The sequence below is a fragment of the Rugamonas apoptosis genome (assembly GCF_014042355.1).
Classification (GTDB): Bacteria; Pseudomonadota; Gammaproteobacteria; order Burkholderiales; family Burkholderiaceae_D; genus Rugamonas; species Rugamonas apoptosis.
Map to the genome: position 1 here is coordinate 39950 of NZ_JACEZU010000001.1, position 19857 is coordinate 59806.

The 19857-nt window shown below is 66.9% G+C and carries 21 protein-coding genes; 11 read left to right on the forward strand and 10 right to left on the reverse strand.

All coding sequences use genetic code 11. The features are described from left to right. Positions 1–21: 21 nt before the first annotated feature. The 8 genes from H3H39_RS00145 to H3H39_RS00180 form a co-directional block, all read right to left on the reverse strand. Positions 22–237, reverse strand: a complete 216-nt coding sequence (locus tag H3H39_RS00145) for a hypothetical protein (protein ID WP_182151256.1) — start codon at positions 235–237, stop codon at positions 22–24. 140 nt (positions 238–377) lie between these two features. Next, a complete protein-coding gene (locus H3H39_RS00150; RefSeq protein ID WP_182151257.1) occupies positions 378–2072 on the reverse strand; it encodes a tetratricopeptide repeat-containing response regulator in 1695 nt (564 codons plus the stop codon). A 10-nt stretch (positions 2073–2082) separates the two neighbouring features. Next, the gene (locus H3H39_RS00155; RefSeq protein ID WP_182151919.1) at positions 2083–2814 is read right to left on the reverse strand and encodes a sensor histidine kinase; all 732 of its coding nucleotides are present in this window, start codon (positions 2812–2814) and stop codon (positions 2083–2085) included. A gap of 152 nt (positions 2815–2966) precedes the next feature. Then, positions 2967–4652, reverse strand: coding sequence for an FAD-dependent 5-carboxymethylaminomethyl-2-thiouridine(34) oxidoreductase MnmC1 (mnmC1, locus tag H3H39_RS00160; protein ID WP_182151258.1), 1686 nt, complete (start codon positions 4650–4652; stop codon positions 2967–2969). Then, the gene (locus tag H3H39_RS00165) at positions 4649–5212 is read right to left on the reverse strand and encodes a DNA-3-methyladenine glycosylase I (RefSeq protein WP_182151259.1); all 564 of its coding nucleotides are present in this window, start codon (positions 5210–5212) and stop codon (positions 4649–4651) included. Before H3H39_RS00165 ends, mnmC1 begins: the two co-directional genes overlap by 4 nt. A gap of 117 nt (positions 5213–5329) precedes the next feature. After that, positions 5330–6190: an amino acid ABC transporter substrate-binding protein gene (locus H3H39_RS00170; RefSeq protein ID WP_182151260.1), complete on the reverse strand. Its 861-nt coding sequence runs from the start codon at positions 6188–6190 to the stop codon at positions 5330–5332. 196 nt (positions 6191–6386) lie between these two features. Beyond that, positions 6387–9224, reverse strand: a complete 2838-nt coding sequence (locus tag H3H39_RS00175; protein WP_182151261.1) for a diguanylate cyclase — start codon at positions 9222–9224, stop codon at positions 6387–6389. Between the two features lie 226 nt (positions 9225–9450). Beyond that, positions 9451–10407: an AEC family transporter gene (locus tag H3H39_RS00180; RefSeq protein WP_182151262.1), complete on the reverse strand. Its 957-nt coding sequence runs from the start codon at positions 10405–10407 to the stop codon at positions 9451–9453. Positions 10408–10589: 182 nt separating this feature from the next. Here H3H39_RS00180 and H3H39_RS00185 point away from each other — a divergent pair, with 182 nt between their 5' ends. From H3H39_RS00185 to H3H39_RS00195, 3 genes are read left to right on the forward strand one after another with little or no spacing between them, the layout of a single operon-like run. Next, positions 10590–10958: a COG4315 family predicted lipoprotein gene (locus H3H39_RS00185; RefSeq protein ID WP_182151920.1), complete on the forward strand. Its 369-nt coding sequence runs from the start codon at positions 10590–10592 to the stop codon at positions 10956–10958. Between the two features lie 6 nt (positions 10959–10964). Beyond that, positions 10965–11471, forward strand: a complete 507-nt coding sequence (locus tag H3H39_RS00190; RefSeq protein ID WP_182151263.1) for an RNA polymerase sigma factor — start codon at positions 10965–10967, stop codon at positions 11469–11471. Further along, complete coding sequence (locus H3H39_RS00195) at positions 11468–12370, forward strand: anti-sigma factor family protein (RefSeq protein ID WP_182151264.1); 903 nt, start codon at positions 11468–11470, stop codon at positions 12368–12370. The genes H3H39_RS00190 and H3H39_RS00195 overlap by 4 nt, the downstream gene beginning before the upstream one ends. Before the next feature lie 17 nt (positions 12371–12387). Here the strand turns inward: H3H39_RS00195 and H3H39_RS00200 are convergent, their stop codons facing one another. Next, a complete protein-coding gene (locus H3H39_RS00200; RefSeq protein WP_182151265.1) occupies positions 12388–12879 on the reverse strand; it encodes a winged helix-turn-helix transcriptional regulator in 492 nt (163 codons plus the stop codon). 241 nt (positions 12880–13120) lie between these two features. Here H3H39_RS00200 and H3H39_RS00205 point away from each other — a divergent pair, with 241 nt between their 5' ends. After that, positions 13121–13888 carry a response regulator transcription factor gene (locus H3H39_RS00205; RefSeq protein WP_229217810.1) on the forward strand — a complete coding sequence of 256 codons (768 nt, stop codon included), beginning with the start codon at positions 13121–13123 and terminating at the stop codon, positions 13886–13888. Beyond that, entirely contained in the window at positions 13885–14247 is a 363-nt protein-coding gene (locus H3H39_RS00210; RefSeq protein WP_182151267.1) for a translation initiation factor Sui1, read from the forward strand. Before H3H39_RS00205 ends, H3H39_RS00210 begins: the two co-directional genes overlap by 4 nt. A 68-nt stretch (positions 14248–14315) precedes the next feature. On the opposite strand, the gene H3H39_RS28245 is transcribed toward H3H39_RS00210, so the two are convergent. Further along, positions 14316–15527 (reverse strand): M48 family metallopeptidase, encoded by a 1212-nt coding sequence (locus H3H39_RS28245; protein WP_182151268.1) that lies wholly within the window; start codon positions 15525–15527, stop codon positions 14316–14318. 149 nt (positions 15528–15676) lie between these two features. On the opposite strand from H3H39_RS28245, the gene hisC reads away from it, so the two are divergent. The 6 genes from hisC to H3H39_RS00245 all read left to right on the forward strand — a co-directional run bounded on the left by hisC (position 15677) and on the right by H3H39_RS00245 (position 19850). Further along, positions 15677–16735, forward strand: a complete 1059-nt coding sequence (gene hisC, locus H3H39_RS00220) for a histidinol-phosphate transaminase (protein WP_182151269.1) — start codon at positions 15677–15679, stop codon at positions 16733–16735. A gap of 290 nt (positions 16736–17025) precedes the next feature. Then, positions 17026–17628 (forward strand): PEP-CTERM sorting domain-containing protein, encoded by a 603-nt coding sequence (locus H3H39_RS00225; protein WP_182151270.1) that lies wholly within the window; start codon positions 17026–17028, stop codon positions 17626–17628. 97 nt (positions 17629–17725) lie between these two features. Further along, positions 17726–18226, forward strand: a complete 501-nt coding sequence (locus tag H3H39_RS00230; RefSeq protein WP_182151271.1) for a phage tail protein — start codon at positions 17726–17728, stop codon at positions 18224–18226. A gap of 24 nt (positions 18227–18250) precedes the next feature. Beyond that, entirely contained in the window at positions 18251–18790 is a 540-nt protein-coding gene (locus H3H39_RS00235; protein ID WP_182151272.1) for a phage tail protein, read from the forward strand. A 10-nt stretch (positions 18791–18800) separates the two neighbouring features. Then, the gene (locus tag H3H39_RS00240; protein ID WP_182151273.1) at positions 18801–19322 is read left to right on the forward strand and encodes a phage tail protein; all 522 of its coding nucleotides are present in this window, start codon (positions 18801–18803) and stop codon (positions 19320–19322) included. 6 nt (positions 19323–19328) lie between these two features. Continuing rightward, positions 19329–19850, forward strand: a complete 522-nt coding sequence (locus H3H39_RS00245) for a GNAT family N-acetyltransferase (RefSeq protein ID WP_182151274.1) — start codon at positions 19329–19331, stop codon at positions 19848–19850. Positions 19851–19857 lie beyond the last annotated feature (7 nt).

The following is a 19857-nucleotide window of genomic DNA, read 5'->3' on the forward strand; positions in this document are numbered from 1 at the left end:
CGGCGGCCCGCGCCGCCGGCCTCAGGACAGGCGCAGGATGCGGATGGCCTCGATCAGGCCGTCCGCCTGGCGCTGCACTTTCTCGACATTGATCAAACCTTCTTCGGCCAGCCGTTTCGCGCTGTCGAGCGCCCCCTGGAAACTGTCCAGCGTGTCGCCCTTGGCGGTCACCGGCCGGATCCAGGCGGTGCCGCCGATTTTCATTTTTTCGTAGACTTCTTTGGCGATATCGCGCATGGGTGTGCCCTTCTCTTGGCTGTTGCTTATCATAGGGCGCGGACCGGCCGCATACGCTGCGGGCCGCGCCGGATTTTCAGTGTAATCATTTGATCGGCGGGAAACAAGCGTACGCCCGTCGCCACCGTTGCGTCCATCCGTCACTCGGACGCGGTCTGCTCCAGCGCCTCGGCCACGGCGTCCAACGCCACCACGGGGGCTGGCGCCAGCAGGGCCAGTTGCTCCATCAACTGGGCGAAGCGCTGCTGGCCGGGCGCGATTTTATCGACATGCATCAGCACCCCGATGGCCTCCTCCGACAGTTCGCGGTTGTAGCCCTTCTGCTGCAGATGGGAGATGATGATCTGGGCCGAATTGAACAGGATACGCATGTTGTTGGGCAGCGCCAGGCGCGCCTCGCGCATCCACTCGACGGCCTCGTCCAGCTTGCCCGTCTTCCACAGCAGCACGCCCTTGTTCATCCTATCCGCCGCTTCCTTGCGCGACGACTTGATGAGCGCCTCGCCCTCCTCGCTCATGCGGGCCTTGTCGAACACTTTCTGGATATCGTCCAGCAGCGGTTCATTATCGTCGTTGTTGCGGGCCACGTAGCACAGCAAGTCCACCGGCGCTTCCTTGACGCCCACCGCGAACAGCAAGGTCGCCATCTCCATGCACGTGGACACGTCGGGGCGCAGCTTTTCCTCCACCAGCATCTGTTCCAGTTCGTCGCCGGACTTGCGGGCGCGCCGGTAGTCGCCGCTCTCGTGGTAGACCAGGCCTTCCGTGATCTTGGCCCGCAGGTTCACATGGTCGCCCGAGAACTGCTGCAGCGCGGAGTTGAGCAGCCGCAGCGCCTCCTTGGTATCGTTCTTCAATCCATACACGCGGGCCAGGCCGAAATAGGCATCCACCGTCTTGAGGATGGAATATTCACCGATCTCGATACATTTGCGGAAGGCCCGCTCGGCCAGCGGAATATTGCCCAGCTTGAGCGCGGCCACGCCCAGGCTGCGCTGGCGCGGCACGGAATTGGGCGACAATTTGGCCGCTTTTTCCAGCACGTCGCAAGCCTCCTCCGTCTTGCCCATACGCTGGTAGGCCTGGGCCAACTGGTCGAACGCGTCGATATAAAAACGGTTTTCCCCGATCACGCCCTGGAACATCTGGCGCGCCGCTTCCAGCTCGCCATTGTTCATGCGGATTTTGCCCAGGCCGGTGCGGGCCCAGTTGTATTCGCGCCCCTCCAGCACCTTCTCATACACGACGCGCGCCTGCTCCGGCTCGCCCGCCTTGAGCAGCAGATTGGCCTTCATGCGCAACAGGTCGATCTCATGCAGCTTGTTGTGGGCGATCTGCTCGTCGCACAAGCGGGCCGCGCGCAGGAAGTCCTTGTCGCCAAAGGCCTGGTCGATGTCGCGGAAGATCTGCTTCTTGTGCCACACGCGGTTCAAGCGGGTCAGCAGCACGCCTTCCGTGATGGGCTTGATGATGTAGGCGTCCGGCTGGTGCTCGGCCGCGCCCATCACGGATTCCACGCTCTTTTCGGCCGACACCATCAGCCACACGCTGCTGGGCAGCATCAGATGCTTGATGCGGGCTTCCTCCAGCACTTGCTGGCCGTTCTTGCCGTCGCCCAGGTTGTAATCGCACAGCACCACGTCGTAACGGGTCTTGGCCAGCAACACCATGGCCTCGCCGCCGCTGGCCGCCTGGTCGATATGCTTGGCGCCCAGGTTGCGCAGCGATTCACGCAGCAACTGGCGGATGCCGACAAAATCGTCCACCAGCAGGTAGCGTTTTTCGGCCCAGTCGACGACGTCGCTGGCGGCGGGATGGAGAGCGGTGCTGGTCATAGTGTGCATCCTATGGCAGACGCAGGACGAAGCAGCCGCCGCCCAGCGCGCCGCCATTGGACAGCGCGATACTGCCGCAGCGCTGACGGTGCTTGTGCATGCGCGCCACTTCGCGCGAGAAGTACAGCCCCAGGCCGCTGCTGTTGGTGAGGAAGTTGACGCGGCTCTGCTCCATGGGCGCCGCACCGGCCGCCAGCATGGCGGGCGGGAAGCCGTCGCCATTGTCCTCGACCCGCAATTCCAGTTCCTCGCCATCGACGCGGATGGCCAGGCGCACGCGGTCGCGGGTGTAGCGGATGGCGTTGTTGATGGCGTGTACCAGCACGCCGATCACCAGGTCTTCATCGAAGCTCCAGATCAGCTCCGGCGCATAGTCGAGTTCCAGCGTGATGCCGCGCGACTTGAGCAGGATGCGCGCTTGCGACGCCACCTGTTCGACCAGCTCGCCAATCTGCTGCGGCGCCGGATCGAACGGGTAGCCGGGCTTGCCCACTTCCTTGTACAGGGCCAGCAACTGGATCAGGTTATCGTTCAGGCGGCGCGTCTGGTACAACATGTGCGCCATCTGGTTGTAGGGCGTCGGTTCGGCCGGTTCGCCGTCCGCCGGCGCGGCAGTGGGCGGCGGCGCGGCCGACAGCAACTGCTCCAGCGTGCCACTGAGCACACCGATCGAGTTCTTCATGTCGTGCACGGTCGACGCCAGGAACAAAAACAGCTCGGGCGCACCCGCTTGGTCATCCATCATTCAACTCTCCAAAAGGGGCCACGCGGCGCCCCTTGGTGCCCGTATTGTTGGAGTTGAATTATATCCTGCTGACAAGTGCAAGCGCGTGGAATTGCGTTGGAGCAAAAGGATGTTGGCGCGAACGCAACGCTCGTCCCCGCCACGGGGCGCTACTGGCTGCGGCGCCGCTCCTTGAGCAGGAAGCGGCCCGGATCGAGCGCCGCCGCCAGCGATGCCTCCATGGGCAAGGGCGTGTGTTCCAGCTGCGACACCAGGAACTCCGCCATCAGCGGCGCCCAGATCAGGCCGCGCGACGCATAGCCCAGCAAGCCATACAGGCCAGGCAGGCGCGGCACATCGCTCAATTGCTCCAGCCGGCCGGCCGACGGATAGTCGGGCAACGGGCCGGCCAGCGGCAACCGGTCCGGCGCCGCGCAGCGGAAGCCGACCCGGCCCGCCAGCGGCGCGCCGGCCGCCGACACGCCAGCCAGCATATCGGCCAGGCGCGCCAGGTTCTCCTCGTGGCAGGATGGGCGCAGCGCGGGGTCCTCATCCGTGCCATAGGTGGCGCCGGCGCACACCACGCCGTCCGACGGCGGCGTCACATACCCTTCGCGGCACACCACCAGCGACAGCGCCGGCACCCGGTCCGGCGTCAAATGCGTGACCTGGCCACGCAAGGCCGACAACGGCAGCTCGGCCGCCTGCGCCAGTCGCGTGGCGCCCGTGCCGTTGGCCAGGATCAGCGTGGGCGCCTGGGCCAGCAACGCGCCGTCGGCGGCCCGCACCTGCCACTCGCCGTCCACCCGCGCCAGCGTCAGCGCCTCGGCGTGGAACACGCGCCGCAAACGCTCGCCGCACGCTGCCAGCATGGTCTCGCACAGCGACGACGGACGCGCCCAGCCAGCCTGCTCGAACAGCCAGCCGCCGTGCGGCGTGGCCGAACCGAGCAAGTCGCTGGCGGCCGGCGCGTCCAGCCAGCGCACGTATTGCGATGGATAGTCGCCCGCTTCCACCACCTCGCGCTGCACGCGCGCGTGATCCGCATCGCGCGCCAGTTGCAGCACACCGCAGCTGGCGCCCTTGAAGGCCTGGCCCACGCCGCCCATGCGCTGCCATTCGCGCAGTGCGAACAGGTAGGCGGTGCGGGTCAGGCGGGTGGGAATATTGTCGTCCTTGGACAGCAGCGGCATGAAGATGCCGGCATGGTTGCCCGACGCTTCCTGCGCCGGGCCGTCATGGCGTTCGATCAGCGCCACCTCCCAGCCGCGCGCGCACAAGCGCTCGCAGAGGGCGGAACCAGCCACCCCGGCGCCGATGACGACGGCGCGCCGCACCGGCTCCGGCGGGGCCGGCGGCTGCGGACTGCGGCTGGCGTACACGGCGCGAATATCGGGGACGCTGTCCGCTGGCGACTGCGCCGCGACCTCGCAAACGAAGCCGGCGGCCGTCAGCGCCCACACCAATGCCTCATCGGGTGCCTGCGCCTGCAGCGTGGCGCCCGGCGCGGCCAGGCCGGCCAGCGCGCGGGCCAGCGTGCGCGCCGCTGGCTGCCCGCCGGCGGCGGCCGGCAGATAAAACGCCTGCACCCGCGCCGCCACCTGCGGCAGCATGGCGTCCAGTGTGCCCACCATCAGGTCGAGCGTGACGCGGCCGTCATCGAGCACGATGCGATGCGTGCCCGGCATGGGCAGCGACCACAGCGCCCGCAATTGCGGATCGGTGATGTCGGCTGCGGCCGGCGGTTGCGGTGCGATGGCGATGTAATGCAGCACGCCGGCATTGGCGGCCCAAGTGGCCATGAAGTGGGCGCCGTCACCGAAATCCGTCGCCAGGACGACATGACGCGCGCTCATGCCCGCTGCTCCCTGTGACGGAAACAGGAAGGATCGTGGTCGTCCACCATGCCGATGCCCTGCATGTAGGCGTACACGATGGTCGAGCCGACGAACTTGAAGCCGCGCTTGGCCAGGTCTTTGGAAATGCGGTCGGACAGGGCCGTCTTGCTGGGCCGTGGCTGTTCGGCGTTGACGATGGGCTGGCCATCCACGTAGTCCCACAGCAGCTGGTCGAGCGAGCCGCCCGCTTCGCGCAGGCGCAAATAGGCGCGCGCGTTACTGATGGCGGCCGCCACTTTCAGGCGGTTGCGTACGATGCCGGGGTCGGCCAGCAAAGCGGCCACCTTGGCATCATCATAAGCGGCGATCTTCGCGGCATCCCAGCCATCGAACGCGGCCCGGTAGCTGTCGCGCTTATTGAGGATGGTTTCCCAGCTCAATCCCGCCTGCGCCCCTTCCAGGTTCAACATCTCGAACAGGCGCAGCTCGTCGTGGCAAGGCACGCCCCACTCGTGGTCGTGGTAATCGAGATAGCGGGGATTGGCCGGATTGGCCCAGCGACAGCGGGTAAGAGTCATGGCGGCGAATTGAGGCACGGAAGGCGGACAGTATAATTTATTCGCGCCTTCCCATACCGGCACCGGATCAAGCCGGGCGCCAGCGCCGGATCAAACGGGCGCCAGCGCCGGACGGTATTACTTGCCGGCGTTTTTCAGCTCGCGCTTCAAGCTGTCGCTCATGGGGAACTTGAACGTCGGCGTGAGGAACCATTTGCTGTAAATCTTGGTGAATTCACCGGACGCGCTCAGCTTCGCCAACGTGGCGTCAACCACCTGCTGCAGCGGCTTGTTATCCTTGCGCAGCATGATGGCGATCGGGTCGCTCGACAGCGATTCCTTCAGCAGCACAAAGCCTTTCGCATCGTGCACGGACGCCAGTTGCGCCAGCTGCACATCATCATGCACGAACGCGTCGACCTTCTTTTGCTGCAGCGCGCCGAACGATTCCACGTTGTCGTGCGATTTGACGAACTGGATGTGCAGACCCTTTTCCAGATCGGCCTTGGCCAGCAGCGGCGCGCCGGACGCACCCTGGTTGACGATCACGCGCTTGTCTTTCAGGTCGGCGATGGACTGGATGCCGGAATCGGCACGCACCAGGACCTTGGTGTCGGCGAAGAAGATGGGCGTGGAGAACGCCACTTCCGTCGCGCGCTGGGGCGTGATCGAAGTCGCGCCGCACTCCAGGTCGACGGAGCCATCCTTCACCTTCGCAATCCGGTCGCTGGACGACACCTGGACATAGTTCACTTTCAGGTCCGGCTGGCCCAGTTCCTTCTTGATGGCGTCGACCACGGCGCCGCACAAATCGATGGTGTAACCGGCCGGCTTCTTTTGGGCGTCGGCGAACGAAAACGGCTGCGACGCCTCCCGGTAACCGATCGTGATCGCGCCCGGCTTGCTCAGCTTGATCTGCCCCCCCGCCTCGGCGCTCACCGCGCTGCCCATCACACCCAGCAGCGCAGCCGCCAATACCACCATTTTATCGTTCCGCATCATCCATCTCCTGTTGTTAGTACGAGGTCAAACACAAGATGACAGCAATCGACGTGCCAGCACCGGGCGCACCAATACATTCCTGCAAGCAATTGATTCCATGACTAATTTTCGCCCAAGTCGGCGCGCGTTTCTGAAGAATTGGAAAACTGGACGACAATTCGTATGAAAAATGAGACGCCGGTGACGAGGCCGCTCAGGTTTCCAGGTCGCTCGACAAGCCCACGCGGCGCCGCTCGCCGTCCAGCACCAGCGGACCGGCCAGATTGCTTTGCAGGCGCACTTCGCCCTCGGCCACGGCCTGGTCGAGGTTATGCATCAGGCGCGGGAACAGGCCGTCGGGACGGGCGCTGTCCGTGCTGTACAGCGCGGCCCACGCGTTGCGGCCGGAACGCTTGGCGATGTACAGGCCCTGGTCGGCCAGCTCCACCACCTGCGGCCAGGACAGCAGCCGCGGTTGCGCCGCCAGGAAGGGATAGCAGGCGAAGCCGATCGAGCAGGTGCGCGCCAGGCGCGTGCCGTCCGGCAGTTCGAAGGCGCGTTCGGCCACGGCGCGGCGCATGCGTTCAGCCACCGCGCGCGCCTCGTCGCGATGGGTGGCGCGCGCCAGCACCAGGAATTCCTCGCCGCCCCAGCGCACCAGGTAATCGGACTCGCGGAACACTTCGCGCAGCCGTTCCTGCATCTGCACCAGCACCGAGTCGCCGGCAGCGTGGCCATACTGGTCGTTCACTTCCTTGAAGTGGTCCAGGTCGACCATGAAAAATACCAGATCCTTGGGTGCCTGCAGTTCAAACTCCGTCAGCGCGCGGTGGGCCGGCTGGTCGTAACCGCGCAAGCTCATGGCCACGTCGGCGTCCACGTTCTGCAGGAAGAAACGGCGGTTGCGCAAGCCGGTCAACTGGTCCGTCAGGCTCACGTCCTCCAGCGCCTTGTAGGCCCGCTCCAGTTCCAGATTCTTTTCCAGCAGTTGTTCCTGGGTCGCGCTCAGGGTCTTGAGGGTAGCCGCCACCTGGCGGTAGGCGGCCGCGTTGTCGAGCGCGATGGCGCCATAGGCGCACAGCGTGCGGAAGATCAGCCGTTCCCGTTCGCCATAGGCGTGGGCCCGCAAGGACTGCACCGTCATCACGCCCAGCACGCGCTCGCCCACCCGCAGCGGCGCGAACAGCAGGCTCAAGGTGGGCAAGGTGCCGGGAATCAGGTTGGGGGTGGCCGCGGCGTCGTCGATCTCGATCAGGATTTCACGCCGCTCGCGCACACAGCGCGCGGAATTGGCGCTCGGCTCGGACAGCGGCACCCGCACATTCGGCAGCGACTGGCCCGCCTCCACGCCGAACACGCAGTCCAACGTCGCGCCGTCCGGCGCCAGCAGGAACACGGAGAAATGGGTGGCGTCGAGCAGGCCATGCACATGGCGGTCCAGCGCTCCGAACACGGCCGCCGCGTCCAGGTGGGCCGTGATCTCCTGGCCGATGGCGCTCAAGTGTTCCAACGTGGCGCTGGTCTGTTGCAGCACCTCGGCCCGTTGCGCCTCGGCCGCCGCCAGTTGGCGGTGGTGCTCGCCCTCGGTCTGGGCCCGCTCCGTCTGGTATTGCACCTGCATGGCGATGGCGCGGTTGGTGGCCTGCTGGTTGTGTATCCGCTCGCGCGCGGCGCTGGCCTGCAAGGCGATGTCGTAGGCGCGCGCGTGGTCGCCGGTGGCCGCGTATTCGCGCGCGGCCGCATCCAGCAAGGCGCCGGGCACGATGTAGCCGTCGATGGTGGCGGCGATGCCCAGCGCCAGCTGCAGGTAATGCAGCATGGCGTTGGCCGCGTTCATCGGTTGCGGATCGGGCAGCGCGTGGCGGGCGTGGATGCGGGCCAGCACGTCGAGCGCGGCGATCTGGTTGGCCGCGTCGCCATGCTCGCGCGCCAGCGCCAGCGCCGCGTCGGCGGCGGCCAACGCGTCGGCCGGGCGCCCCAGTTGCGACAAGGCGTGCGCCTGGCCGCGCCGGGCGCTGCTCTGGAAGTCGGCCTGGCACAGCACGTCGCCGCGCTCGGCCAGCCGGCTGAAGCTCTCCAGCGCGGCCGGGTAATTGCCCAGGTCAAGCGCCAGGTCGCCCTGGTATTCCAGCGCCACCGCGTAGGCGCGCGAACCGGACAGCGGCGCCAGCGTGTGCAGCGCCTCGCGCAGCAAGTGCTGGGCCGCCTCGCGCTGGCCCAGGTGGCGCAGCGTCTCGCCGGTCTGCATCAGGCACAGGCCCACGCTCAGGGGCCAGCCCGTGGGGCGCGCCAGATCCAGGCCGCGCTGCATCCATTCCAGCGCCGCTTCGTGCGCGTTCAAGCTGGTGAAGGCGTTGCCGATGTTGGTGGCGACGATGATGGCGCGCCGCAGCTGGCCGGTGGCCAGCGTCGCCTCGTAGGCCCGCATCAGGTGGCCGATGGCGCGGCCGAAATCGCAGGCCTGGTAGGCGCAGGTGCCGAAATAGTCGTGGATCCAGCCGGCGGCGGCCACCGCCTTGCCGTCCAGCGCCCCGTCGAAGCGGCTGGCCCAGGTGGCGTTGGCGCTTTGCCAGTCGGCGAACACGGCGGTGATGGCGGTGGCCGATTCGATCACGTCCAGCCGCACCGGGTCGCCGCCGGCGCGGGCCGCCGCCGCCGCTTGCGCCAGGCAAGCCCGGACCTGGTCCGAGCCGCCGCGGTCGTTGGCGATCCAGGCCAGCAGCCACAGCGCGTCGGCCTGGCCCGCGTGATCGGCCGCCGGCGCCAGCGCGGCCAATGCGGCACGCGCCAGGCGCTCGGCGCCGTCCAGCTGTCCCCGCAGCCAGGTGGTTTCCGCCTCGATCAGTTGCAGCCGGGCGGCCAACGGCGCCCATTGCGCATCGGGCAACTGGCTCAGGCCGACGGCCGCTTCAGCCGACCAGGCGGCCGCGCGCACCGGGTCACGCTGGCGCATATGCCAGGCCAGCCGCACCAGCAGCGCCAGCCGCGACGCTCCCTGGGCCTCGGACAAGTCCGCTTCCCACTGCGCCAACTCGTGATCGAGCGCAAACATGTCCACCAATTCCATCCTTCAACCTGTTGTGCTCCGCCCCGGATCCCGGTGGCGCAGCGCTATTGCCTTAACGCATGTATGCGTCCGTCAGCATTATTCCACAGTTTGATGGCGGCGCCGCGACCGTGCCACCGCCACGCCGCAGGCCAACGAGCGGGCCGGTCGCAAGCGCTTGATTCGCAAGCGAAATTTAATTCTGTATGGAAATGAAGATTTACTCTACGAATTATTGCAGCCAATGCCGGGCCAGCACCACAGTGGCAGAAAATGATAAAAACGACAAGGCCGTCGACACCAGGATGATGCGCGCGATGCGCCCCGTGTCGGCGCCGAAGCGTTCGGCCAGGATGGCCACGTTGCTGGCACTGGGCAAACACGCCACCAGCACGATCACGACCAGCGCCTGCCGCTCGAGCGGCACCCCCAGCGCCCGCGCACCCAGGCCCAGGCCCAGCATCAGCAGCGGATGCAGCAGCAGCTTCTTGAAGGCCACCGGCACATAGTCGCGCCAGTGGGTGGCGGCGGCGCTCGACATCTGCGAGCGGGCCAGCACGGCGCCCATGGTGAACAGGGCCACGGGCGAGGCGGCGTCGGCCAGCAAGCCCACGGTGCGCAGCAGCGGCCCCGGCAGGGTCAGCCCGGCGGCCGAGGCCAGCGTCCCCAGCGCGATGGCCCACGGCAGCGGGTTACGCACCATGCCGCGCAAAGCGTTGCGCAAGGCATCGCGGCCATGGCCGCTGCCCACCCGCGACAGGGCGATGCACAGCGAACTGGTGACCACCATGTCGATAGCGATGGTGACGATCACCGGCCCCGACGAGGCCGGTCCCAGCAGCGCCAGCAGCAGCGGCACCCCCATGAAGCCCGTGTTGGGAAACGCCGCCACCAGCGCGCCGAAGGCGGCGTCGTTCCAGCTGATGCGGTGGCTGAGGGTGACGGCCACGGTCAGCCCCACCATCAACAGCGCGCCCAGCAGATAGACGCCGGCCACGCCGCCATCGAGCAACTGGGCGATGGGGGTGGCGGCGCCGAAGCGGAACAGCAGGCACGGCAACGCGAAATACAGCACGAAAGCGTTCAGGCCGGGAATGGCGGCCAGCGGCAGCATGGCGCGCCGGGCGGCCAGGTAGCCGCACAGCACCAGCGCGAAAAAGGGAAAGGTGACGGACAGGATGGCGAGCATGGCCAGCCATTGTAGCCGCCGGCGCCGTTCCCGGTGCGAAACAGGCCGGCAAGCGCCGGCGCGGCGGCTACAATATATTTGCCATGGACCGGAATAAAGGCCAGGGCCGCTTCGTATACGTCAGTGCAAGTCCGCTCTATCGCGCCACCGCGCCCCACTTCACCAACAATAAGGAAGCCATCATGCACACCCTCACCCGTTCCACCCTGGCCGCCGTGGCCGCCCTGCTGCTGTCCGGCGCCGCCCTGGCCGACGACGGCCTGATGAAAAAAGACGGCGTGCTCGTCACCGCCACCGGCATGACCGTGTACACCTTCGACAAGGACGTGGCCGACAGCGGCAAGAGCGTCTGCAACGGTCCCTGCGCCGAGCTGTGGCCAGCCGTGTCGGCCCCGGCCAGCGTCAGCGCGCCCTACTCCATCGTCACCCGCGACGACGGCGCCAAGCAACTGGCCTACAAGGGCAAGCCGCTGTATGTGTTCGGCAAGGACGCGCCGGGCCAGCGCAACGGCGACAATTTTAAAACCATCTGGCACGTGGTGAAGGACTAAGCGCCCATGCACGACGACGGCGCCCGCCTGGTGGCCTGCATCCCGCGCCTGCGCCGCTACGCGCGGGCGCTGCTGGGCGAGCGCGCCGACGCCGACGACCTGGTGCAGGACACGGTCGCGCGCGGCTGGGACCGGCTAGCCACCTGGCGCCGCGGCGGCGACATGCGGGCCTGGTTGTTCTCCATCATGCATAACCTGCATGTGGATCGCTTGCGCCAGCCCGGCCTGCCCACCGTGCCGCTGGACGACGACTCGCCGATGCCAGCCGACCCGGCCCAGCCGTCCGACCGCCTGGCCGTGCGCGACCTGGACGCGGCGCTCCAGCAGTTACCGCCCGAACAACGGGCCGTGCTGCTGCTGGTGGCGGTGGAGGAACTGAGTTACGAGCAAACGGCGGCCACGCTGGGCATCCCGCTGGGCACGGTGATGTCGCGCCTGTCGCGCGGGCGCGAACGGCTGCGCCTGCTTATGCTGGGCCAGCCCGTGCCCGCCCCCCTGAAAGTGATCAAATGAGCGCACCCGTCGTCGAAGCCGAACTGCAAGCGTGGGTCGATGGCTGCCTGCCGGCCGCCCGCCGCGCGGCCGTGGACGCCTACCTGGCCCGGCATCCGGACCAGGCGGCCCGCCTGCAGGCCTACCGCCAGCAAAACGCGGCCCTGCGCGCGCGCTACAACCCGGTGCTGGACGAAGCCGTGCCGGCCGCGCTGGCGGCCCGTCCGCACGGCATACTGTGGCAGGCCGCGCGCGCCGCCCTGGCCGCCAACGGCCCGTGGCGCCACGTGGCCGCGCTGGCCCTGACGCTGGCCGGCGGCGCGGCCGGCTGGTGGTTGCATGACATACAAGCGGGTGGCGCGGCGGCGCCACCGGCGCTGGCCGGCGCAGCGCGCGCCCAGCCAACGCCGGCCCGCCCCGGCAGCGCCAGCGGCGGCCCGGCCGCCCAACTGGCGGCGGCTGACGGCCCGCCCACGGCCGAAGGGCAGGCGCTGGCCCGCAGCGCGGCCGTGGCGCACGCCGTCTACAGCCCGGAACAGCGCCATCCGGTGGAAGTGGGGGCTGACCAGCAACAACATCTGGTGACCTGGCTATCCAAGCGGCTGGGCGCGCCGCTGCATCCGCCGCAACTGGGGGCGCTGGGTTACACCTTGATCGGGGGACGCTTGTTGCCCGGCCAGAGTGGCCCGGTCGCGCAATTCATGTATGACAATGCCGGCGGCAAGCGCCTGACCTTGTACGTGTCGACGGAACAACGCCACAACAACAGCACGGCCTTCCGCTTTGCGCAGGAAGGCCAGGTCGGAGTGTTCTACTGGATAGACGGGCGCTATGGCTATGCCCTGTCCGGCGCGCTGGACCGCACGGCATTGGCCAGGCTGGCCGACGCCGTGTATGTCCAGCTGGAGCCGCCCGGCTGAGGGCGGCTCGGACGGCCTCAGGCGTGCTTGCCCACTTCGATCAGGCGCGAGCGCATCATGTCGGTGGCGGCCGGCCCCGGCGCGAACATATAGTCCTCATCGTTGATGGCCAGGCCGCTGTTGGCATCCACCAATACCTGATCGGCCGGCTTGCCCGTCTCGCGGCTCACCACCAGCAGGCTGGCCCCTTCCGGCGCCAGATGGTCGTTGCCCCAGGCGATGAAGGCCAGCAGCACCGGTTTGAAGTCGCGTCCCGCCTTGGTCAGCACATACTCATAGCGCGGCGGACGGGCGCTGTACTGGCGCCGCTCCATCAAACCGCCTTCCACCAGGCCGGCCAGGCGGCGCGTGAGCATATTGGGCGCGATCTTCAAGCTCTTCTCGAATTCGTCGAAGCGCGTCATGCCGTAGAACGCGTCGCGCAGGATCAGAATGCTCCACCACTCGCCCACCTTACCCAGGCTGCGGGCGATGGGGCAAGGCATGCGGCCAAAATCAGTATGTTTCATAATGGACTCCGTAGCAGGTTTGGTCGAAGTGAGAATGACTGGGGTTGCGCTGTGCCGCGCCACGATTCCATTATTGGCCTTTCACCAAAACCATGCTTTTGCTGCAAGCGAGGACACGTTTGCGGGCGGAGAAAACTATTAAATTTTTTAGAAAGATAGGCATAATAAGCAACACCACATGATAGTGACTGATTCGCCAGGCACCTGACCACCACCCATGCAACCAACCAGTGCCCCGCCCATGCGCAACATACTCGTCGTGGATGACTCCGCGTTCGAGCAGCGCATGCTGATGGACTTGCTCAGCGAGCAGCCCTATCGGATCTCGGTCGCCTTCAACGGCCTGCAAGGCTATCAGCTGGCCCTGGCCAACCAGCCCGACCTGATCCTGCTGGACGTGCGCATGCCCAATATGGATGGCTACACGGCGTGCCGCCTGCTCAAGGCCAATCCCGCCACCTACAACATTCCCATCATCTTCCTGAGCGGCGCCGGCGCCGACGAGGAGCGCATCATGGGCTTGTCGATCGGCGGCGTCGATTATGTCTCCAAGCCATTCTCGCCCGGGGAACTGGCGGCCCGCATCCAGGTCCATTTGAACCTGGCCCGGCGCAACAATGCACCGGCCATCGTGCTGGAACCGGCCAGCGGCGCGTCCACCCTGCCGGCCGATCCCGACGCCGTGCTGGTGGCCGCCGCCCAGCGCCTGATCGGCGACAACCTGGCCGACGTGCCGGGCCTGGCGGAGATCGCGCGCAGCGTGGGCACCTACCGGGAAAAACTGTCGCAAGCGTTCCGCAGCCAGACCGGCATGACCGTGTTCGCCTTCATCCGCGAGCAGCGGCTGCGCCGTGGCGAGCAACTGCTGAGCGAGTCCGACATGGACGTCCAGGACATCGCGTTGTTAATTGGCTTCAACAGCGCCGGCAATTTCGCCACCGCCTTCCGCGAACGCAACGGCGTCACGCCCAGCGCCTACCGGCAAACCATGCAGCAGAAAAAATCATGAAATCACGTTCCACGGGTGGCCTGGTCTACTCTACCGACGGCGGCCGCATGTGCCCCGATTGCCGGCAACCGTTGACCGCCTGCAGCTGCAAGGCCAGCGCCAACGCCGCGCCCCAGGGGGACGGCGTGGTACGCGTGTCGCGCCAGACCAAGGGCCGGGGCGGCAAATGCGTCACCCTGGTCAAGGGCGTGGCGCTGGACGCCACCACCCTCGCCGCGCTGGGCAAGCAGTTGCGCACGGCGTGCGGCAGCGGCGGCACCGTCAAGGATGGGGTGATCGAAATCCAGGGCGACCATTGCGAGCTGGTCATGGCCACGCTGCAACAGCTCGGCCACCAGCCCAAGCGCGCCGGCGGCTGAGGGCGCGCTCAGACCCTCGTCACGGATCAGCCAAACTACAGTGCCGCAAGCGGACCGCGGCGGGTGGCTTAATTGTCGCGGCAGTCCGCCGGCAACAGTTTGGACGGGATATCGTCGCTGCCGCAACGCCAGGCGACCCGCTTGTTGTCATCGATCCTGGGCGTGAAGGCGATCGAATTGCCGCGCAGGGCGGGATCGGCCGGGAACACCCGCACCACGCCATTGTCCGGATCGACGCGCACGTCCTGCACGGCATGGCCGGGATCGGCCAGCGCGAAGCCGGCCTGCTCCAGCGTGGCCGGGCCGCTGCCATTGGCGTAGAAAAAGTGCTCCACCTTGGCGCTGGCGTCGCGCCCCACGCTCACGGCCTGGGCCACGCGCGCCTTAGACGTGTAGTCCTGGTAAGCGGGTATGGCCACCGCCGCCAGCACCCCCACCACGGCCACCACGGAGATCAGCGCGCCGGCGCCGCCGGCGCCCAGGCGCGGGATGAACAGGGCCAGCACGTAGGCCAGGCCGTTGCGGCCGGGCTGTTTGACTTCGCTGCCCTGCGCCAGGCTGCGCATCACGGCCATGCGCTTGACCAGCCAGGGGTAGTCGCTGACCAGCTCATGGAACGACATCCAGAAACCGGACGTCTCCGCCGCCTGCGCCGAGTAGTGGGCCACGTTCATCTGGCGCCAGCGCTTGCCGCCGGCCGCCAGCGCGGCCAGGCCCAGTTGCGCGCTCTTGAGGTCGTCGCAAGCGTGGAAGCCGTGGCGGTCGCACGTGTATTCGCGTGCCCGCGCATAGGCCGCGCCCAGCAGCGGGATCACGGAGGCCGGCATCAGCAGCGCCGACCAGCGCAGGTGGTTGCGCTTGATGTGGCCCAGTTCATGGCCGATGTAGAAGTTGATCGCGTCCGGCTTGGACTCCAGCGCGTCGACCACATCCGAATACAGCACGATGAAATTGGTGCCCAGGAAGCGGGTGGCGAAAGCGTTGAACGCGCCGCCCATCTGCAGCAGGTAGGCGTCCGGCACCTGCTCCAGTCCCAGCCGCTGGCAGGACTGGTCGATGCGCTCCTTCAAGTCCGGGAACTGCTGCCAGGTGATCTTGACGGCCGTGCCCTTCAGGTAGGAAATCAGGGCCGACTGCGCGAAGCAGTAGGCGACAAAGAACAACAGCAAATACACCAGCGCCACCCCGACCGTGCCGACGATGAGCCCGAGCCAGATCAGCAGCGAGATGGCCAGCATCCAGCCAAACAGGGTTCTCTCGTTTTTGTAGATCAGTTCCATGGCGCGCTTTGAAAAGTTTCCGTGCGGCTATTTTAATTGATGATTTACGAAAAAAACAACTGTTTTTGCTAACTTTCGTACCAAGAGGAAAAAGCGGCGATGCTGTATGATTTTGCTGTTACCCGCCTTCCAACTTATTCGAACCCATCATGAGCCGTTTCTGGAGTCCCGTCGTCCACAGCCTCACCCCCTACACGCCTGGCGAACAGGTCAAGTTGCCCGACCTCGTCAAGCTCAACACCAACGAAAATCCGTATGGCCCCTCGCCCAAGGCCGTGGCCGCCATGCAACAAGCCGTGGGCGACCAGCTGCGCCTGTATCCCGACCCGAACGGCACCGCGCTCAAGGACGCCCTGGCCCAGTACCACGGCCTGGCGCGCGCGCAGATTTTCGTCGGCAACAGCTCGGACGAAGTGCTGGCCCACACCTTCCACGCCCTGCTCAAGCATGACTTGCCGTTGCTGTGCCCGGACATCAGCTACAGCTTCTACCCCACTTATTGCAGCCTGTACGGCATCGATTACCGCGCCGTGCCGCTCAACGCACGCTTCGAGATCGACGTCGACGATTACGCCCAGCCGTGCGGCGCCATCATCCTGGCCAATCCCAACGCCCCCACCGGCTGCACGCTGAGCCTGGCGCAGATCGAACGCCTGCTGGCCGCCCACCGCGACCAGGTGGTGGTGATCGACGAAGCCTATGTGGACTTCGGCGCCGACAGCGCCATCACCCTGCTGGACCGTTACGACAACCTGCTGGTGGTCCAGACCTTCTCCAAGTCGCGCTCGCTGGCCGGCTTGCGGGTCGGCTTCGCGGCCGGCCATCCGGACCTGATCGCCGGCCTGGAGCGGGTCAAGAACAGCTTCAACTGCTACCCGCTGGGCCAGGTGGCGCTGGCCGGCGCCGTGGCCGCGCTGGAAGACCGGGCCTGGTTCGAGCAGACGCGCACGGCCATCATGGCCACCCGCGCCCGCCTGACGGCGCAACTGGCCGCGCTCGGCTTCGACGTGCTGCCCTCATCCACCAACTTCGTGTTCGCCCGCCACCCGCGACATGACGGTGCGCAACTGGCGGCCGGCCTGCGCGAACAGGGCATCCTCGTGCGCCACTTCCGCCAGCCCCGCATCGACCAGTTCCTGCGCATTTCCATCGGCACCGACGACGAATGCGCGCGCCTGGTGGCCGCGCTGACCCAGCTGACCGCCTGAGCGCCGCCCGGCGCCCGGCCGCCTTTTCCGCCCTTCCCGCCCTGAACGGTGGGGGCGGCCGCATGGGCCGCGGCTGCACTCCGCCGTAAAAATGATGACAAATGTCAAATGCAAATTTACAACTGTTCTAGAAATACCACGTTGATAATAAGAAATATGTAATTGACAAGAGAATGACGGTATGATCGGGACCTCCGGACAGTCCCGGCCAGATCGCCTCCCGCGCCCCGGCGCGGCGGCGGGCAACGCGGGACGGTCGTCGCACCTTTTTACGACAGAAAGTGCCCGCTATGCCTACCTTCCGTTCCGCCCTCGCCAGCCTGGCGCTCATCGTGGCCGCGCCGGCCGCGCTGGCCAGCAATCTTGTCAGCAACGGTAATTTCGAGAGCGCCGACCACAGCATGTGGCTGCAGTCGGGCGACACGTCGGCCCAGTATTTCAGCGGCGACTTCAGCGGCTCGCCCCTGTCCAATTCCGCCAACACGGTGTTCGCCGATGGCGCCTATCCCGGCCTGGGCTACCTGGGCCAGAACATCGCCACCCTGGCTGGCGCCAAATACACGCTGGCGTTCGACCTGCAGCGCATCGACACGAGCGGTGGCAGCCTCGCCAACCCCATGAGCAATGAAGTGCTGGTCACGTTCGGCGGCCATACGGTATTCCACCAGACCAACACCAGCGGCGACTGGACCCATTACACGGTGAGCAACCTGACGGCCACCGGCGCGCACACGCTGCTGCAGTTTGGCGACAGCAACCACTACGATTACAACCAGCTCGACAACGTCTCGCTGGTGATGACGGCCGTGCCGGAGCCGGCCACCGCCTTCATGCTGATGGGCGGCCTGGTGTTGATGGCGGCACGCCGCTTCCGCCGTCCGCGCCCATTCTGAAGCAGATCCGGGCCGGCGCCTGAACGCCGGCCTTCCCCATCAACGGCCCCTGCCGGCGCTCGGTGAGCGCGGCGCGGCGATCCACGAGGAGCGCGCAATGTCGGAACCCTTTCTCGGCGAAATAAAAATGACCGGCTTCGGCTTCGCGCCGCGCGGCTGGGCCTTCTGCAATGGCCAGCTGTTGTCCATCAGCCAAAACACGGCGCTGTTCAGCATCCTGGGTACCACCTACGGCGGCGACGGCTGGGCCACCTTCGGCTTGCCGGACCTGCGCGGCCGCATGCCCGTGCACGGCGACACGCTCGGTGAGCGTGGCGGCGAAGCCCAGCATACGGTGACACTGGGCGAAATGCCCAGCCACAACCATGCCATGCTGGCCGCCACGACCGTCAGCCACGCGGCCGACCCCACGGGGCGCGTGCTCGGCTCGGTGGAGGCGGGCGCGCTCAACATCTACCACGCGGCCGACGGCACGGCCGCGCTGCACCAGAGCACCCTGAGCCAGGCCGGCGGCAGCCAGCCGCACAACAATATGCAACCGTACTGCGCCACCAATTTCATCATCGCGCTGCAGGGTATCTTCCCTTCACGCGATTGAGCGCCCCAACCCAGGAGAGTATTCATGGCTGAACCTTTTGTCGGCGAAATCCGCATGTTCGGGGGCAACTTCGCGCCCCAAGGGTGGGCTTTTTGCGACGGCAACCTCATGCCGATCTCGGAAAATGAAGCGCTGTTCGCGCTGCTGGGCACCACCTACGGCGGCGATGGCGAGACCACCTTCGCCCTGCCCGACTTGCGTGGCCGGGTGCCCATCCACCAAGGCAGCCAGGACGGCAACAGCTATGTGCTGGGCCAGCAGGGTGGTAGCGAAGAAGTCACACTGATGCAGAACCAGGTGCCGGCCCACACCCACCTGGTGGGCGCCAGCGCCGCCGTGCCGCCGGCCACCGGCGCCGGCATCAACGTGACGAGTGGCGTGCCCTATGTGCCGGCTTCGCCCGGCGCCAAGCCCAAGCTGTACGCGGGCCCCGGCATGCCTGCCCCCATGTACCCGGGCGCCGTGGCGGCCAGCGGCGGCAGCCAACCGCACAACAATATGGCGCCCTTCCTGGGCGTCCATTTCATCATTTCGCTGTTCGGTATTTTCCCGAGCCAAAGCTGAGGAGCGCGTCATGTCCGATCCATTCGTCGCCGAGATACGCATTTTCGCCGGCAATTTCCCGCCCCGGGGCTGGGCCATGTGCAATGGCCAGCTGATGCCGATCGCCCAGAACACCGCCCTGTTCTCGCTGCTGGGCACCACCTATGGCGGTGATGGCAGGTTCACCTTCGCCCTGCCCAACCTGCAACAGCGCGCGCCGCTGCACCCGGGCCAAGGCCCGGGCCTGAGCGAACGCCTGCTGGGCGAAATGGGCGGCGAAGCGTACCACACGCTGAACACGGCCGAACTGCCATCGCACCGCCACGCGCCGCAAGCGTCGGGCGCGCCGGCCGCCAGCGGCGCGGCCAACGGCGGCCTGCTGGCCAAGACCACCTGCCCCAGCCCGCCCTACCACGACGCGGCCGCGCTACAGCCGATGGCGCCGGGCGTGATCGGCAGCACCGGCGGTAACGCGGCGCACAACAACCTCCAGCCCTACTTGAAACTCAACTTCATCATCGCGCTGTGGGGTATCTACCCGCCGCGCAGCTAAGCCACCATGGACATCGACCACGCCATCACCTTGCGCCCACCCACCGAGGCCGACCTGCCGTTCCTGCAGGAGCTGTACGCCAGCACCCGCGCCGACCTGGCCCAGCTCGATTCGGAAACCACCCGGCAGCTGATCATGCGCATGCAGTTCGAAGCGCAGCAAAGCTGGTACCGGGCCCAGTATCCGCAAGCCGACGTCAACCTGATCCTGGCCAACGAGATGCCGGTGGGCAGGCTGTACGTGGCACGCGGCAGCGAGGAAATCCGCCTGATCGACATCTGCCTGCTGCCCGAATACCGGCGCCACGGCATCGGCGCCGCCCTGCTGCGCGAGCTGCAGGACGAAGGCGCGGCGACGGCGCTGCCGGTGCGCTTGCTGGTGGCGATGGACAATCCGGCCATCCACCTGTACCAGCGGCTGGGCTTCATGCCGGTCGACCTGCGCGGCATGCACCGCGCCATGGAATGGCAGGCCGCGCAGCAGGAGGCCGAGGCCGCCGTGCAGCGCGCCACCACTCACACTTCGTAAAGGACAT

Coding starts and splice junctions, on each gene's coding strand:
- H3H39_RS00145 (WP_182151256.1), bottom strand. CDS start 237: ATGCGCGATATCGCCAAAGAAGTCTACGAAAAAATGAAAATCGGCGGC.
- H3H39_RS00150 (WP_182151257.1), bottom strand. CDS start 2,072: ATGACCAGCACCGCTCTCCATCCCGCCGCCAGCGACGTCGTCGACTGG.
- H3H39_RS00155 (WP_182151919.1), bottom strand. CDS start 2,814: ATGGATGACCAAGCGGGTGCGCCCGAGCTGTTTTTGTTCCTGGCGTCG.
- mnmC1 (WP_182151258.1), bottom strand. CDS start 4,652: ATGAGCGCGCGTCATGTCGTCCTGGCGACGGATTTCGGTGACGGCGCC.
- H3H39_RS00165 (WP_182151259.1), bottom strand. CDS start 5,212: ATGACTCTTACCCGCTGTCGCTGGGCCAATCCGGCCAATCCCCGCTAT.
- H3H39_RS00170 (WP_182151260.1), bottom strand. CDS start 6,190: ATGCGGAACGATAAAATGGTGGTATTGGCGGCTGCGCTGCTGGGTGTG.
- H3H39_RS00175 (WP_182151261.1), bottom strand. CDS start 9,224: ATGTTTGCGCTCGATCACGAGTTGGCGCAGTGGGAAGCGGACTTGTCC.
- H3H39_RS00180 (WP_182151262.1), bottom strand. CDS start 10,407: ATGCTCGCCATCCTGTCCGTCACCTTTCCCTTTTTCGCGCTGGTGCTG.
- H3H39_RS00185 (WP_182151920.1), top strand. CDS start 10,590: ATGCACACCCTCACCCGTTCCACCCTGGCCGCCGTGGCCGCCCTGCTG.
- H3H39_RS00190 (WP_182151263.1), top strand. CDS start 10,965: ATGCACGACGACGGCGCCCGCCTGGTGGCCTGCATCCCGCGCCTGCGC.
- H3H39_RS00195 (WP_182151264.1), top strand. CDS start 11,468: ATGAGCGCACCCGTCGTCGAAGCCGAACTGCAAGCGTGGGTCGATGGC.
- H3H39_RS00200 (WP_182151265.1), bottom strand. CDS start 12,879: ATGAAACATACTGATTTTGGCCGCATGCCTTGCCCCATCGCCCGCAGC.
- H3H39_RS00205 (WP_229217810.1), top strand. CDS start 13,121: ATGCGCAACATACTCGTCGTGGATGACTCCGCGTTCGAGCAGCGCATG.
- H3H39_RS00210 (WP_182151267.1), top strand. CDS start 13,885: ATGAAATCACGTTCCACGGGTGGCCTGGTCTACTCTACCGACGGCGGC.
- H3H39_RS28245 (WP_182151268.1), bottom strand. CDS start 15,527: ATGGAACTGATCTACAAAAACGAGAGAACCCTGTTTGGCTGGATGCTG.
- hisC (WP_182151269.1), top strand. CDS start 15,677: ATGAGCCGTTTCTGGAGTCCCGTCGTCCACAGCCTCACCCCCTACACG.
- H3H39_RS00225 (WP_182151270.1), top strand. CDS start 17,026: ATGCCTACCTTCCGTTCCGCCCTCGCCAGCCTGGCGCTCATCGTGGCC.
- H3H39_RS00230 (WP_182151271.1), top strand. CDS start 17,726: ATGTCGGAACCCTTTCTCGGCGAAATAAAAATGACCGGCTTCGGCTTC.
- H3H39_RS00235 (WP_182151272.1), top strand. CDS start 18,251: ATGGCTGAACCTTTTGTCGGCGAAATCCGCATGTTCGGGGGCAACTTC.
- H3H39_RS00240 (WP_182151273.1), top strand. CDS start 18,801: ATGTCCGATCCATTCGTCGCCGAGATACGCATTTTCGCCGGCAATTTC.
- H3H39_RS00245 (WP_182151274.1), top strand. CDS start 19,329: ATGGACATCGACCACGCCATCACCTTGCGCCCACCCACCGAGGCCGAC.